The 15,010-nt window shown below is 53.4% G+C and carries 13 protein-coding genes; 2 read left to right on the forward strand and 11 right to left on the reverse strand.

Annotated features, from left to right (window positions below; translation table 11 throughout):
- Positions 1 to 24: 24 nt before the first annotated feature.
- Positions 25 to 1,392, reverse strand: coding sequence for an aminotransferase class V-fold PLP-dependent enzyme (locus HUU10_06650; GenBank protein ID NUQ81274.1), 1,368 nt, complete (start codon positions 1,390 to 1,392; stop codon positions 25 to 27).
- 9 nt (positions 1,393 to 1,401) lie between these two features.
- Entirely contained in the window at positions 1,402 to 2,166 is a 765-nt protein-coding gene (locus HUU10_06655; protein ID NUQ81275.1) for a hypothetical protein, read from the reverse strand.
- A gap of 107 nt (positions 2,167 to 2,273) precedes the next feature.
- On the opposite strand from HUU10_06655, the gene HUU10_06660 reads away from it, so the two are divergent.
- Both HUU10_06660 and HUU10_06665 read left to right on the forward strand, forming a co-directional pair.
- A complete protein-coding gene (locus tag HUU10_06660) occupies positions 2,274 to 3,374 on the forward strand; it encodes an MBL fold metallo-hydrolase (GenBank protein NUQ81276.1) in 1,101 nt (366 codons plus the stop codon).
- A 3-nt stretch (positions 3,375 to 3,377) separates the two neighbouring features.
- Positions 3,378 to 4,109, forward strand: a complete 732-nt coding sequence (locus HUU10_06665; protein ID NUQ81277.1) for an arylesterase — start codon at positions 3,378 to 3,380, stop codon at positions 4,107 to 4,109.
- Here HUU10_06665 and HUU10_06670 read toward each other — a convergent pair.
- The 9 genes from HUU10_06670 to aroQ form a co-directional block, all read right to left on the reverse strand.
- Positions 4,037 to 4,282 carry a MoaD/ThiS family protein gene (locus tag HUU10_06670; protein NUQ81278.1) on the reverse strand — a complete coding sequence of 82 codons (246 nt, stop codon included), beginning with the start codon at positions 4,280 to 4,282 and terminating at the stop codon, positions 4,037 to 4,039. The two genes, HUU10_06665 and HUU10_06670, sit on opposite strands and share 73 nt — an antisense overlap.
- On the reverse strand, positions 4,279 to 5,385 hold the full coding sequence (locus tag HUU10_06675) for a hypothetical protein (GenBank protein NUQ81279.1): 1,107 nt from the start codon (positions 5,383 to 5,385) through the stop codon (positions 4,279 to 4,281). Before HUU10_06675 ends, HUU10_06670 begins: the two co-directional genes overlap by 4 nt.
- An 8-nt stretch (positions 5,386 to 5,393) precedes the next feature.
- Complete coding sequence (locus HUU10_06680; GenBank protein ID NUQ81280.1) at positions 5,394 to 6,302, reverse strand: branched-chain amino acid transaminase; 909 nt, start codon at positions 6,300 to 6,302, stop codon at positions 5,394 to 5,396.
- A gap of 121 nt (positions 6,303 to 6,423) precedes the next feature.
- A complete protein-coding gene (hutH, locus tag HUU10_06685; GenBank protein ID NUQ81281.1) occupies positions 6,424 to 7,956 on the reverse strand; it encodes a histidine ammonia-lyase in 1,533 nt (510 codons plus the stop codon).
- A 41-nt stretch (positions 7,957 to 7,997) separates the two neighbouring features.
- Complete coding sequence (locus tag HUU10_06690) at positions 7,998 to 10,883, reverse strand: AAA family ATPase (GenBank protein ID NUQ81282.1); 2,886 nt, start codon at positions 10,881 to 10,883, stop codon at positions 7,998 to 8,000.
- Positions 10,884 to 10,888: 5 nt separating this feature from the next.
- Positions 10,889 to 11,962, reverse strand: a complete 1,074-nt coding sequence (gene prfA / locus HUU10_06695; protein NUQ81283.1) for a peptide chain release factor 1 — start codon at positions 11,960 to 11,962, stop codon at positions 10,889 to 10,891.
- A gap of 14 nt (positions 11,963 to 11,976) precedes the next feature.
- Positions 11,977 to 13,035, reverse strand: coding sequence for a DUF1385 domain-containing protein (locus tag HUU10_06700; protein NUQ81284.1), 1,059 nt, complete (start codon positions 13,033 to 13,035; stop codon positions 11,977 to 11,979).
- Positions 12,993 to 14,489, reverse strand: coding sequence for an oligosaccharide flippase family protein (locus HUU10_06705; protein NUQ81285.1), 1,497 nt, complete (start codon positions 14,487 to 14,489; stop codon positions 12,993 to 12,995). The genes HUU10_06700 and HUU10_06705 overlap by 43 nt, the downstream gene beginning before the upstream one ends.
- The gene (aroQ, locus tag HUU10_06710) at positions 14,486 to 14,923 is read right to left on the reverse strand and encodes a type II 3-dehydroquinate dehydratase (protein ID NUQ81286.1); all 438 of its coding nucleotides are present in this window, start codon (positions 14,921 to 14,923) and stop codon (positions 14,486 to 14,488) included. The genes HUU10_06705 and aroQ overlap by 4 nt, the downstream gene beginning before the upstream one ends.
- Positions 14,924 to 15,010: the final 87 nt, after the last annotated feature.

The raw sequence follows: 15,010 nt of genomic DNA on the forward strand, positions 1-15,010 counted from the left end.
GCAGCATGTTTACCATGATTTCGTTCATACTTTAAAGTTGTAATAATCGGTTTGGCAGCGATCGTAACCAGTTCCTGAAGAGTAATCACCCGCCCACTTACCATCTGCCATTTTTCTGAGAGCATCTGCCAGCACATCAATCTCCTCGCGGGTATTGTACAGACCGATGGTTGCACGTACGGCACCCGGAACTCTCGTTTCCTCGCCCTTCAGCATCCTCTCCCGGAGGCCAGCGGTTTCTTCCTCTGTCAGACCAAGCAGGCGGGTCAGAAGGGGATGCGCACAAAAGCAACCGTTCCGGGTGGCAATGGCATACTCATTATTCAGAATCACCGAGACCAGATCGTGTGCAAGATTGCTCAGGTTAAACGTCAGCACGCCACTTTTCCGGTCGGCCGACTCAGGACCATACAGCGTCAGTCCCGGAATGGCACGTAAAACATCCATGGCATACACGGTCAGTTCACGTTCATGTTCGCGGACGGTTTCCATTCCGATTTCAGAGAGGTAGTTCAGTGCCGCGCCCACAGCAATGGCCCCGGCAATGTTGGGGGTTCCGCCCTGATGCCGGTCGGGTGATGCAGCAAACAACACATCCGTGCCGGTCACAAACCGCACGGTTCCTCCACCGGGAAGGTAGGGCTCGGCGGCATCGAACAGATCACGCGGACCGAAGAGAAATCCGCTTCCCATGGGTGCATAGGCTTTATGTCCGGCAGCAGCCAGCAGATCGATGTGTTCCGGATGGTCATTGGGTTTCACATCTATTTTATCATGTGCAATCAGCTGGGCCGCATCCACCAGAATAAGAGCGCCCGCTTCATGAGCCATCCTCGCAATGCGATGAATATCAGGGAAATAACCCGTCACGTTTGAACAACCGGTCACAGCCACCAGTCGGATACGGTGTTTCTTCAGCTGCTGTGCCAGATCCTGATAGTCGAGACTTCCATCCTCCGCATGAACATCCACATGCAGAACCGGTCCACGTTTCCGGTGTGGCAGATCATTGGAATGATGTTCCATCAGGGTGGTCAGCGTGGTCCCGTCAAGATGGGAGACCATGTGGGCCGCCATATCGAGGGCCTGTGTGGTGTTCTGAGTGAATAAAATGCAGTTCTGAGAGGGATTGCCGCCAATAAACTGGAAAATGATCTCGGATACATGATCGAACAACTCGGTCGACACCTGGCTGAGGTGGTGATGTCCCCGGTGAACATTGGCATAATATCCGGAAAGGAATTGGTGGTACTTATCCAGAACCGGCTGAGGGGCATGGGTTGAAGCCCCGTGGTCCATGTAGATCAGTGGTTGATCGCCCGTCCGGCCGGTAACCGGAAAGCGAAGGCGGGTGACAGGAAAGTCGGATCGGATTTCTGAAAAGGTCTTCATCGGTTTGGGTCAGTTGCCGGGAAGCACGGTCAGCATGGCCGTCTGAACCGAAGCAAGCCATTGCTTCACCGTTTGCTGTTTGGTTTCGGGGCCGAAACGGCCTGTTAATTCCGACAGATACCGGTCGGATAGCGGTGCACGAAGGGAAGGTTCCACCTGTGCCAGGTTCCAAAGAAAAATACAGTAATGATCGATCAGGTGCCGGTTCCTGCTATCTGAAATATTGAAATCAACCGACATCTGTCTGGAAAACGCATACAAGGGAAAGGAAGGAGCATACTGCAGAATACGGCCATTTTTCATGCGGTAGCGGTAGGCCGGCACCGCCAGTCTGAAATGAATATCATCGACCAGGCCCTGCATATTCATGACCTGGAAAAAAATGCGCCTGACCGAAGCACCGGTTTGTTTCAGCGAACCGGCAAACCGGGGAATCTGGCAAAGTATGGTGGTTACTGCTTCGATGGCCTCCTGCCGGGTCTCATCATCCAACGCTGCTCCTTCCGTCACAAGAGCCTGAAACAGGTCTGACGTCCACAGGGACCATTCATCGTCGGGCGGTAAGGGCGGCCCCAAATCGGGATCGGCAGTGAATGAAACGCCGGCCAGCGGCATCAGTTGCCGGGTAAATTCATGAAAACCATCCAGATAGACCCTGAAATGATCATCCTGAAGTCGGTTCAGCAGAGCGGCATCGGCGGTCGGATTCAGAGGGCGTTCCCGGTGCGACCGGATGGCCGGGGGCTGACGCTGAAAAACGGACCGGGTGAACATGTTCCTCCTGATAGCAGTCCGTCAATATACAAAGGCTTTGTCTGATCTTCCACAGATCAGAAAAGTCGGCCCGGAATGTTTTTTTCCGCTCAGATGTTCTGTGCGTTATGTCGTTATCTATCAACCCTTCATTCACCTGGCGGATTCCGTTCATCTCACTTGGCCTGTCGGTCTTGGCCACCGGCTGTTCGGATGCTCAGGAGGTCTCCATGAAACCCCACCACTCTCCGGACGGTTTTCTTAACAACTACCCGCATGCCGGAAAAACGTTTGCCGACTTTCTGAAGTGGTCATGGGACCGGACCAGCCCTGAACCGGTAACCTTTCCTCTGACCGCAAACAATCCGGAATTTCTGAAATCAAACCGGACTGAAACCTCCCTGACCTGGGTGGGTCATTCAACCTTCCTCCTGCAGTGGGAAGGCCTGAATATTCTGACTGATCCTCACTTCACGGAACGCGCCTCGCCGGTCAGTTTTGCCGGTCCGAAGCGCCATACCCCTGCCGGGTTGTCCCTCGATCAGCTTCCAGACATCGATGTGGTTATTATCAGTCATGATCATTATGATCACCTTGATCTTAAATCGGTGCAAAGGCTGTATGAACGCCAGAAAGCCCGGCCACCCGTTTTTCTCGTTCCGCTCAGACTGAAGGACTGGTTTGCAGACAATGGTATTCCGGTTGCAGATGAACTGGACTGGTGGGATTTCCGGCAGGTTTCCGGACTCCGGTTTCATTGTGTCCCGGTTCAGCATTTTTCCGGTCGCAGTCTGACCAACCGGAATTCAACTCTCTGGTGCGGATGGGTAATTGAATCCACCAGCGGAAACCGTGTTTTCTTTGCCGGGGATACTGGTTATTCTAACGATTTTAAAGACATCAGAAACCGGCTGGGCGACATGACCCTGTCTCTCATTCCGGTGGGTGCTTATGATCCACGGTGGTTTATGCAATCGATGCATGTCAATCCGGAAGAGGCCGTTCAGATTCATGAGGATGTCGGGTCGGCTTACTCGGTCGGAATGCATTGGGGAACGTTCATTCTAACCGATGAACCCATGACTGAACCGCCAGCACGGCTGGCCGGAGCCATGAAGGCGAAAGGTCTGAATCCTGCCGCCTTTACTGTCATGCAACATGGTGAAACCCGTCACCTCAACGATCTGTTTTCGACAAAACCGGCTGCTGTTGCCGAACAGGACCCCTGATTGATGAAGAATCCCGTTTTTTCTCTGCTGACCCTTCTGCTGTTTGCCCTGGGTTGTGAACAACCCCGGCCCGGGCCGGTTTCTGAATCGGCTCCCTCAGAGCCAGATAACCGTCCGGTGGTGCTTTGTCTGGGAAATTCGCTGACGGCTGCCTATGGTCTTGATCTTTCGGATGGATGGGTGGCCCTTCTGCAGAAACGGGTCGACTCGCTGGGATTGGGTTACCGGCTGATCAATGCCGGTGTCAGCGGAGAGACTACCTCTGGTCTCCGCTCACGAATGGGTTGGATGCTTCAGGGAAATATCCACACGGTCATTGTGGAAAGTGGTGCAAACGATGGGCTCCGGGGCACCGAACTGACCACAACCCGGGACAATCTGTCGGCCATTATTGATACCATCCGGGTGTTCAATCCGGCAGCCACTGTTATTCTGGCCGGCATGCTGGTTCCCCCAAACATGGGTCCTGATTACTCTGAACGTTTCCGGAAAATGTATCCCGGACTGGCCAGAGAGAAAAACGTTCTGCTCATTCCCTATTTTCTCGATGGGGTGGGAGGAAATCCCGATCTGAACCTGCCTGATGGAATCCATCCGAACCAGAAGGGCCAGAAAGTAGTCGCCGAAACCGTCTGGAAAGTGCTCGGTCCGGTTCTGCAGGCTCAGCCGCCACTGGTTGGCGGAATGAGCGCCAGTTCATCTCCATCAGAAACAGGTACGACCTCCGTCAGATAATCCTGGTTCAGTGCAGACCGGCAGCTGGTCCGGTACTTTTCAAGCTGGGGGAACTGCCGGTACACCTCCTCCAGAACATCCGAGGTGGTGGCGCCTTCTCTGACATCCACTTTCAGCATGGGAACGCCGGCGGCATCCTGCATGGAGGCAAAAAACCGGATGGTTACTTTCACGCTTTCACTCCTTTTGCCTTGCTTCTGCTTTCTCTGAATTGCTTTCTGAACCGGATGGCCAGCGACAACAGCGTTAATCCCGAATTCACATTCCGTTCCAGACGGTAGCGGGCCAGCTCAACATCACTCGTCGCCAGATCCAGATTTAAAACCGACCAGGCTAACATCATCGCCTGCCGCTGACCAGCCAGGTCGGGCCGGTTCCATTCATTGACAGGCACCCCCGAACGACTTCTCAATGCATCCTGCAGGAACCGTAGCAAAGCCGCCAGCATCAGCAAAACCTGATCTTTTCCGCCCGATTCCCAGTCCTGAAATTCCTTGTAAAGCGCCGGAAGATTGCCGGTTACCATGGCCTGAAGAAACGGATCCAACCGGGAATCGGCATCGGAAACCGGTGACGCCGCTGCGGCAAGCAGGGATTCCAGGCTGCGGCCTTCCTGCGAAGCGAGGACCCGCGCGGCCGACGGATCCACCGACCTGCTTAACAGAAACGTCAGGCGATCGGCGGCGGTCAGCGGGGTCATGCTCAGACGCTGACACCGCGACAGGATCGTGGGCAGCAGATCAGTGGTCGCAGGAGCCAGCAGAATAAAGAAAGTACCATCCGGTGGTTCTTCAAGTGTTTTCAGAAAGGCATTGGCAGCCTCTTTGCGTAAACGGTCCGCACCAAACAGAATAATGACCTGGCGGTTCGATTCGAAAGTGGACCGGCTGGTAATGCGCCCGATGTCGCGGATCGAGCTGATCAGAATATCGGCTGTATCGGGGTAATCACAACGGATGATCGGATCGGTGGCAAGTGCCTGAATCCAGTTACGGATGTCTTCGTTGTTTGTTGAACCGGTGGTGGGAAATACGAAATGCAGATCCGGATGGGTCAGGTGGTCATTTTTCTGACAGGCCAAACAGGTTCCGCAGGGCTGACCATTTTCAGCAAAGCATAAAATCTGTTTGGCAATGCGCAGCGCCAGCGCCTGTAACAAACCGTCATCAGGACCCGTGAGTAACAGACTGTGGGGAATCCGGTTGCTGGCGCCCGCCCGCCCGATGGCTTCGAGGACTGTTTGCTGTCCGGGTAAATCCTCGGGTCGGATGAGCATCTTTCCTGTCAGAAAAAGGTCAGCATGTTATACGGATCGTTTCCATCCTTTACAATGCCGAAAAAGGCATCCTGAAGGGATCGGGTCACCGGGAAGGTTCCGGTTCCGACATTGACTTTATCCACCGAGCGGATGGGACAGACTTCGGCAGCCGTTCCGGTAAAGAACAATTCATCTGCGGTATAAAGCATCCCGCGAGGCACTTCCGTCTCAATCACCGTCAATCCCTTATCACGAGCCAGACGGATGATCAGGTTCCGGGTTATTCCGATAAGAATCGAGGATCCGACCGGCGGGGTGTAAATCACACCGTCTTTAACCACAAACAGGTTGGCTCCCGAGGCTTCCGACACCATTCCATGAACATCGAGCATGATCGCATCGGCATACCCCAACCGGACGGCATCAATTTTTGCAAGCTGTGCGTTCATGTAGCCGCCACCTGCTTTGGCGATTCCCGGCAAGGTGTTCCCCGAAATCCGGTTCCAGGATGAAACCATCACATCCACACCGTTGGTCAGGGAATCCTGCCCGAGGTAGGCACCCCATTCCCAGATAGCAATTGCCACATCAACCGGACTCTGGAGCGGATTAACGCCCAGTTCACCGAAGCCCCTGTACACCACCGGACGGATATAGCAGGCTTCAAGGCCATTGGCCAGAATGGTTTCGATGGCAGCCCGGTTTAACTGCTCCACATTGTAGGGGATCTCGGTCCGGTAAATCCGTGCGCTGTCGATAAGCCGGCGCATGTGCGCATCAAGGGCAAGCACCGCCTTCCCTTTTGCCGTTTTATAGCTGCGGATTCCTTCAAAGAAAGAAGAGCCGTAATGAACCACATGAGAAAGCACATGGATTTGTGCGTCGTGCCAGGGAACCTGTTTCCCGTTCATCCAGATTGAGGTAAGCGGTTTCATCGGAGGGCCTCTTTAAAAATGCGTGAAATGGTTTAATTTTACCGGATTTTCCGGTCTGAATCAAACCAAAACAGGTCGGAAGGGCTAAAAAGTTGATCGGACCGTGCCCGGGAATTGCTTCTCAGACCAAACGAATTCCGGCAGCCGTTACCGCCAGAAGGACCGATCGGTTTCTGATCAGAGCCAGACTGGCTTGAATGTCATCGGAAAAACGGCGGTCACTGTCAGCATGTCTGACCACCTGACGGATGGCCTTGTGAGCGGCTTCCACTCCTCGTCCCGGCCGCACCGGCTGTCTGAAATCGAGGGCCTGCGCCGCACAGAGCAATTCGATGGCCAGTACCGTTTCGGTATTCTGCAGCACCCGGTATAATTTCAGCGCACCCACACTGCCCATTGACACATGGTCCTCCTGCCCGAGCGAAGTTGGAATGGAATCGACCGAGGCCGGATGGGCCAGAACCTTGTTTTCTGAAACGAGGGAAGCCGAGGTGTATTGAGGAATCATAAAACCCGAGTTAATTCCGGTATCCTGCATCAGCAGTTTCGGCAGTCCGTCGGGACCTTCGAGCAGCAGATATTGCCGCCGCTCAGAAATACTGGCAAGCTCGGCCAGGGCAATGGCACAATAATCGATGGGCAACGCCAGCGGCTGACCGTGAAAATTCCCACCCGATATGACCGTGGCCGAATCAAAAATTAGCGGATTATCAGTTGCCGAATTGATTTCCGTTTCAAGGATTTCCACCGAATGGGCAATGGCATGACGGCTGGCACCGTGTACCTGCGGAACACACCGCAGCGAATACGGATCCTGAACCTTCGGACAGTTTTCATGCGATTTCAGAATTTCGGACCGATCCATCAATGACCGGATATTTGAAGCCGTTTCAATCTGACCTTTGTGCGGTCTTAATTCATGAATACGCGGATCAAAGGGTCGGATGCTGCCCCGGTAAGCCTCAAGAGACATGGCAGCCAGCAGATCGGCCATCCTTAGCAGATAGCGGGATTCCATCAGGACATAGGCCAGATAGCCAGACATCAGTTGGGTGCCATTGATCAGCGCCAATCCTTCCTTTGATTGCAGCCGGATGGGCTCAAGACCGTTCAGCGACAGCAGGGCCTGCGCAGGAAGTGTTCCTCCATCCACCCACACCTGACCCATTCCCATCAGCGGAAGAACCAGATGAGCAAGCGGAGACAGATCGCCGCTGGCTCCCACCGAGCCCTGAGAGGGTATGACCGGAATCCAGCCCCGATTAAGAAAAAGCATCAGCCGCTCGAGGGTCTCGAGGCGGATTCCCGAATAACCAAGTGCAAGAGAATTGATCTTGATCAGCATCATCAGCCGGACCACCTGAACCGGAACCGGGTCTCCGACCCCGACCGCGTGGGAAACAATCAGGTTTTCCTGTAATTTTTCCAGCTGATCAACCGGAATCTGAACCTGACACAACTTGCCAAAGCCAGTATTGATCCCATAGAAGGGCTCGTTCAGACCCTCGATCTGTTCAACAGTTTCGCGGGATCGGGCAATCCGTTTCCGGGCTTTCTGTGACAGGTCGACCTGCAGCTGATGCCGGGTAAAAGCCTCGAGGTCGTCCAGGGTCAGCGGACGCTCTCCGATGGAAAGAGGAGAAGGGGTCTTCATGGATTTTTTCTTTTAAATGGACAAGGCCCGGTGTAAATACCTCACCCGATGGCATCGCGTCGCCGGCGGGCCAGATCTGCCTGCCAGTGATTCAATGTAGATAAAATGGCAATGGCCTTTTCGTAACTTTTCACTGCATCATGATCGTGTTTCATGGCCAGCTGACAGTCAGCCAGCACCCGCCAGGCAATGCCTTCCATTTCGGGAATCTGACTTTTCGAGGCCAGACTGAGTGCCGACCGGGCTTGCTTATCGGCCGGTGACACATCACGCGCAATCAGGTAAGCCTGGGCCCTCAGAATGTACAACTGGGGACGCAGATAATTGAACTGTGACCGGTCCACCAGACCAAATGCCTCATCGACCAGATGGTGAGCATGTGCGGTATCACCACTCTCGAGAGCAAACTGTGCCTTCTGAACCAGAACCCGGGCACTGACCAGCGGACTTCCGATTTCGGATGCAATTTTCCATGCCTCTGCCAGATAGCCGCCTGCCTCGGAGCCACGACCGGATTCCAGCCTCATTTTAGCCAGGTTGTACAGAGCCAATGCTTCCGATTCCCGGTCACCGATGGATCTGGAAATATCCAGTCGTTTTCTGAAAAGATCATCTCCCTTATTCAGGTCACCGGTTCGGTAGAAGATTTCACCCAGATTGCTGTAGACCATTCCGGTTTCACGCTTGGGTGATGATTTCAGAAGAATGTCGAGGGCTTCTTCTCCTGCCCGGATGCTTCGCTCATAATCGCCCAGAATGCGATAGATCCAGCATTCTTCACCCAGAAGCATGCCGTAAAGCGATACGTTTCCGGAAATCAGTTTTTTGGCACGGGTGAGTAAATTCAGGGCATCGCCATAGGCTGCGCGGTAGCTGTGAATCTGCGCCATCAGCAGCAGGTTATAAGCGGCACCATACTGATTTCCCCGGGCTTCCATCAGTTTTGCCGATTTGGTCAGCCGCTTGAACGCTTCATCGTTGCGGCCCAGATACTGAAGAATCTCTCCTTCCTTCTGTACCATGTCGGCGAAATTGGCATCATTCCGCTGAATTTTAGCAATTTCCCGCGCACGTGAGAAAAAGAGAAAGGCGGTTTCGTAATCGTAAACCTGTTTGGCCTGAACGGCGCAATCCAATGCATACCGGTACGACTTGTCCCACTCGGCAGCCAGATAGTAATGATCGGCCAGATGGGAGATATCCTTCTCGCTTCCCGTTCGTTTCTCGAGCATGTCGGCTACCTGCCGGTGATATCCCCGGCGCTTTTTCATGCTCATTGCATTATACACCACCGACCGGACCATCGGGTGTGAGAAGTGATAAACACCGGTATGTGAGGCAGTGGCAGAATCTGCAATCACATTTTTAAATTTCAGCGCATCAACCAGCGACTGGACGTGATACTCATTCCGCCCGGACATCCAGCCGATCTGGTCATGGTGAATTTCAAACCCAAGCACGGAAAGAAAACGGGTGAATTCCATTTCCTCTCTGGTCAGACTCGAGAGTTCTCCCAATACGATATCCTGAATGGTGGTGGGGATATCGAACCCCTCCTGAGTTTGTCCTTTTTCAATTTTTCTGATCAGTCTGGGACTGGCTACCAGATACTTGGCCAACTCCACTATATAAAGCGGATTTCCCTTCGAAATCTGGTAAATGAACTCCACCCCTTTTGGTGGCAAGCGCCGGAAAAACCGGAATTCATGACAGAAGGCCGCCGTTTCTTCAAGCGTAAACGGCTGAAGACGGTGAAACCGGATGGAAGGCTGATTCCGGAGTTCGTAAAACAATTCCCTCATGGACTGAGGGTAGCGCGGATTCTCGAAATCAATTTCACGGGCCGTGATCAGAATAAAAATGGATTTGGAAGCAATGCTTCCCGACAGATAGCGAAGAAAATTCCAACTTCCGGCATCGGCATCGTGAAAATCCTCAAACCAGATAACGAGGGGTCCCGTTTCTGCAACCAGATCGAGGAATCGGATCAGGCTGTCAAACAGAGCAAAGTCATAATGCTGCCCGGGCGTGCTGAAGTCCATCCGGGTAAGCCGTTCGGCATCCAGTTCGGGCATGATCTGATAGATTTCCCTGATGTCAACCCCGCTTAACCGGTTCAGAAGATCATAAAACCGGTCCTGGTTCTGATGAAGAAAACGGGAAAGGGCGCGTCTGATCAGGTGATGCGGTGGCGGAATCCGGGCATGGTGCGCCATTCCGAGCAACAGGGTTGGATCAAAGTTTTCGCGGACATCAGACAGAAACTGACTGATCAGCTTGGTCTTTCCAATTCCGGCCTGTCCCTCAATGAAAAGAATGCTTCCCTTCGATACCAGAGATTCCCTGAACTGACGGTTCAGCAAATCCAGATCGGCCTGCCGGCGGATGATTTTGCTCTTCATCGGGAAAAAATACGTCTCGGGAAGGGCCCCGCCCGTATCGACAATCGGAGTCCGCAGTTTTTTCGATTTGCTGAACAGCTGACGGGCTCTGAAGTAGACGGTTTCGAGGGGTTCGCCCGCCGAGCGGGAAATGGCCGATGCGGCATTCAGTTTCACTGTCACCGGTTTACCATCGGACCCGGTACCCACTTCCACCGGGGTGGCGGTGATGGTCTGCACCAATTCACCGACCTGGTCGGGACCGGTATGATCATACAGAATAAACTCATCACCAGCCAGCCGGAACAGTTTTGTTCCCTTTGGTTTCCGGTTTATCAGCCACAGGGCAACCTTCTCAATGGCCTGGTCGCCGGTTGAAGAGCCGTATTTCAGGTTCAGGTTTCCAAGTCCCTTGATGTCAATAATCACAAAGGCAGCCGATTGAATGCCGGTATCGGCCAGTCCGGTCTGGCTGAGCAGATCCAGAAATTCAGTCCGGCCGGGCAGGCTGGCTGCCAGTGGGGTGTCGGTTTGGGTAGCGGTCATGTGGATTATCCCTGAAGTTCCGCCTGCAGTTTTTCAGTTCTTTCCTGAAGTTTCAGCGCGTTGAGCATTTCATCAATGTGTCCATCCATAAAATCCTGCAGTGAGTAAAGGGTCAGACCAATCCGGTGATCAGTAACCCGTCCCTGAGGAAAATTATAGGTGCGGATTTTTGCACTGCGGTCTCCGGTGGATACCAGACTTTTCCGCTCGGCGGCAATCCGTGCCTGTTGTTCGGCCAGAGCCTGCTCATACAATCTTGCTCTCAGCACTTTCCAGGCTTTTTCCTTGTTCTTAATCTGTGAATTTTCGTCCTGGCACGAAACCACCAGTCCGGTCGGAATATGGGTAAGGCGGATGGCGGTTTCAACTTTATTTACATTCTGTCCTCCCGATCCGCTCGCACGAAACACATCGGTCCGCACATCGGCCGGGTTTATATCAATATCGACTTCATCGACTTCGGGAAGAACCGCCACGGTGGCCGCAGAGGTATGAATCCGCCCGCTGGCCTCGGTTTTCGGCACACGCTGAACGCGGTGAACGCCCGATTCAAATTTCATGGTACCGTAAACGCCGTCTCCATCGAGACCGAAAACCACTTCCTTTAAACCATTCAATCCGGTGTAACCAATATCAACCACATCGATTTTCCAACCACGACGATCGGCATAGCGGGTGTACATTCTGAACAGATCCGCAGCAAAAAGTCCCGCCTCATCGCCACCGGTTCCTGCCCGGATTTCCACGATGGCAGGATGGGAATCCTCTTTATCCCTTGGAATCAAAGCGGTTTTAAGTTCTTCTTCGAGCCGGCTGGCCGTTTCGTTTGCGCCGGTGAGTTCATCCTGAGCCAACTGACGCATTTCACGGTCTGTTTCGGTACGGATCATGGTCTGAAGATCCTGAACAGCCTGCATGGCTTTCTGGTACCGGGTCCATGCCCCGACCACCGGATCAAGTTCACGGAGCTCGCGGCTGAGACTCCGGTAGCGATTCTGGTCACCGATCACTGCCGGATCGGTGAGCATGCCGGTTACTTTCACGCGCCGGAGCTCCAGATCGGTCAGCCGGCGTTGCATCGACTCAGTCAGCATCAGGCCGCCGCTTTCATCCGGTACCGGCGGGTATAGGCGTTTTCTGTGTCGGTCTTCAGATCGTAGGGTTCCATTCCCAGGGCCGACCGAAGCGCAACCAGCGCCACTTCCAGTTGTGAATCATCGGGTTCCTTGGTAGTGATGTACTGCAGCCACAAACCCGGTAAAGTCAGAAACCGTCCCCAAACGGTGCCGGTATTCCGGGCGGTGAATTTGATGATTTCGTAGGCGATACCTGCAATGACCGGAATAAAGGGCAGATGACTGGCCAGGCGCACAGGCAAACTCAGCGACCCAAGCCACCAGATGAGCAGCGTGTCGATCACTGCAAAGGCCAGAATACTGGTCAGCATCACCACCAGCAAAAAGGAGGTTCCGCAACGAGGGTGCAGGGTGGGAAACCCCTTTGCCATTCCCAATGACACCGATCGCTGCTCTTCAAAGGCAAAAATGGATTTGTGTTCCGCCCCATGATACTGAAACAACCTGAACACATCGGGAATCAGCGAAATGCCCCACATATACAGCAGAAGCAACGTCACACGGAATCCGCCGCTCACGAGATTAAATGTCACGGCCTGCTGGTCAAGCGAAAACAACCACGAGGTCAGAAGCAACGGCCCCGCAAAAAACAGGGCGACCGCCAGTACCAGAGAAAATGCAATGGTTGCCACGGCTCCCCAGTCGGTCTTTGCCGGCCCAGTATCGGCTTTCGTGGCCTTTCCCTCGGCCACATCGGCCGACCAGTTGAGGAACTTCATGCCCAGAACCAACATTTCAAACAGACCCGCCGCCCCTCTGATCACCGGAATACGCCCCCATCGGGTCCGCTCGGCCAGACTGACAAACGGTTCCCTCCGGACCAGAATATCCCCGTCGGGTGTCCGCACTGCTGCAGCCACGGCACCGGGCGCACGCATCATCACGCCTTCAATAATGGCCTGTCCACCGACCGTTAAGGGTTTCTCCGGATCATATTCATAGGGAAGCCGGACGGGTTGCGGATCATTGGCCGTCAGGCTGGTCGCCTGAATAACCGTAACAGATTGAGGGTCCATAATTTGAAAATAAAGATTAATCCGATGACTACCAATGAAATCAGGACTTTCAGCCAAAGGGTAAGCGGCGTGCCATGATAGTGGAAAAACACCATAAACCAGGCAGGAACCATGACCAGAGCCGTGCGGAACAGAAAGCCGGTTCCAATGCTGAATGGTCGGGTTTTCAGTGACATCCATGCCATCATCAGTGCCATAACCAGATAGCAGAGAAACACCGTGGCAGCCGACCCGGCTATTCCGGCCACCGGCAACAGAAACAGGTTCCCGGCAAGGGTGATGATTACCCCGGATACCATGATGATCAGGATGGCCCCCGATCGTTTTTCAAGAAACAATCCATAGGAAAAAAACACGTAAATCCCATTAAAAACATAGGCCAGAACCACCCAGGGAACCACAACCAGACCCGACCAGTAGGCCGGGGGAATCAGATGGTAGCCGGCAATGGAAACCACCAGCACATCATCCATAAAAAACGCCAGAAGAAATCCGGAAACAAGCAACCCGATGAGCAATACCCTGAACAATCCCGACAAGGACTCACCAAAGGTGGGCTTTTTGCTTTCCTGCAGGAAGAATGGCGTCCAGGCCATGCTGAACATCTGGACAATCAGAAACATGAACAATCCCAGTTTATGACCAGCCGAATAGTATCCGACCAGATCCTGATTCGTCAATGAAACGGGACCAGACCAATTCCGGATGGTTTCCTGACTCAGATTCTGAATAAACAATCGGTCTGCCACTTCGTTAAACATGGTACCGAAGCCGGTTGGAATGAGCGGGACCGAAAAAACCAGCACCGGCCACAATTCTTTCCATCCCAGATTCAGACGGCCGGCCAGATGATCCCTCGTCAGCCAAAGGGTCACCGCAAGCGTAAATAACGAGGCCAGAGCATTGGCATAAAACACACCTTCAATGCCCGTTTTAAATCCGACAAGGAAAATCACATTTCCGGTCAGGTTTATAAGCACATTCATCAGCTTGACCAGAGAGAAGGCCAGACTCCGGTTTTCCAGACGCAATTGGTTAAAGGGAATCATGGCCAGTGCATCCAGGGTAAGGATGATGAGAACCCAGGGAAGCAGTTTGAAGGACTCTGACGGAAATTCCAGCAGCGTCAGCAGTGCCCCGTGACCCGCCAGCAGCACCAGACTGAAGGAAACCGAGACCATCAGCAGAACCAACTGAAGAGAAACAAACAGGGAGGATCGTTCGCTGCCACTCCGGTCCGCGGCAAAGCGCAGATATCCCTGGGGCAGTCCGAACTGAAAGAGAATATTCAAGAAGGCAATCAGCGAAAACCAGGTGCTCACCACCCCAAAATCGGCAGGAAGGAACAGCTGGGTGTAAAATGGCGTCAGCAGAAAATTAAGAAACCGGGCACCAATGGTACTGATTCCGTAGACAGCCGATTCCTTTGCAAGCCGGCGGACGGCTCCGCTCATTGCGGCCTTTCGTCTGCAAATACCCGGACAGCCAGATGGTAACTGCGTGCACCGAATCCGGAAATGGCTCCCATGCATACCGGACTGAGCAGGGAAGTATGACGGAAAGATTCACGTGCAAACACATTGCTCAGGTGTACCTCGATGGCAGGGATTTTCACGGCACTGATGGCATCGCGGATGGCAATGGAGGTATGGGTATAGGCGCCGGCATTGATTACCAGCCCATCGGCTTCCTTCTGGAATGCCTGATGAATGGCATCGACCAGATCACCCTCATGGTTACTCTGAACAAAAATAAAGTCAATCTCGGGAAACGCCTGTCTGATTTCATCATTGATCTGTTTCAGCGTCTGGGAACCATAAATTCCGGGCTCCCGTTCACCCAGCAGGTTCAGGTTGGGCCCGTTGATCACAAAAAGTTTCTTTTTCATCTTGTCCCTGTATTTCAAAACCTGTAAAAATAGGCTCCTCTGACCGAAGAACCCATTTTTGGTGTGTATCTTGCAACCAACCAATGA

This window comes from Bacteroidota bacterium, from assembly GCA_013360915.1.
Taxonomy (GTDB): Bacteria; Bacteroidota; JABWAT01; order JABWAT01; family JABWAT01; genus JABWAT01.

Coding starts and splice junctions, on each gene's coding strand:
- HUU10_06650 (NUQ81274.1), bottom strand. CDS start 1,392: ATGAAGACCTTTTCAGAAATCCGATCCGACTTTCCTGTCACCCGCCTT.
- HUU10_06655 (NUQ81275.1), bottom strand. CDS start 2,166: ATGTTCACCCGGTCCGTTTTTCAGCGTCAGCCCCCGGCCATCCGGTCG.
- HUU10_06660 (NUQ81276.1), top strand. CDS start 2,274: ATGTCGTTATCTATCAACCCTTCATTCACCTGGCGGATTCCGTTCATC.
- HUU10_06665 (NUQ81277.1), top strand. CDS start 3,378: ATGAAGAATCCCGTTTTTTCTCTGCTGACCCTTCTGCTGTTTGCCCTG.
- HUU10_06675 (NUQ81279.1), bottom strand. CDS start 5,385: ATGCTCATCCGACCCGAGGATTTACCCGGACAGCAAACAGTCCTCGAA.
- HUU10_06680 (NUQ81280.1), bottom strand. CDS start 6,302: ATGAAACCGCTTACCTCAATCTGGATGAACGGGAAACAGGTTCCCTGG.
- hutH (NUQ81281.1), bottom strand. CDS start 7,956: ATGAAGACCCCTTCTCCTCTTTCCATCGGAGAGCGTCCGCTGACCCTG.
- HUU10_06690 (NUQ81282.1), bottom strand. CDS start 10,883: ATGACCGCTACCCAAACCGACACCCCACTGGCAGCCAGCCTGCCCGGC.
- prfA (NUQ81283.1), bottom strand. CDS start 11,962: ATGCAACGCCGGCTGACCGATCTGGAGCTCCGGCGCGTGAAAGTAACC.
- HUU10_06700 (NUQ81284.1), bottom strand. CDS start 13,035: ATGGACCCTCAATCTGTTACGGTTATTCAGGCGACCAGCCTGACGGCC.
- HUU10_06705 (NUQ81285.1), bottom strand. CDS start 14,489: ATGAGCGGAGCCGTCCGCCGGCTTGCAAAGGAATCGGCTGTCTACGGA.
- aroQ (NUQ81286.1), bottom strand. CDS start 14,923: ATGAAAAAGAAACTTTTTGTGATCAACGGGCCCAACCTGAACCTGCTG.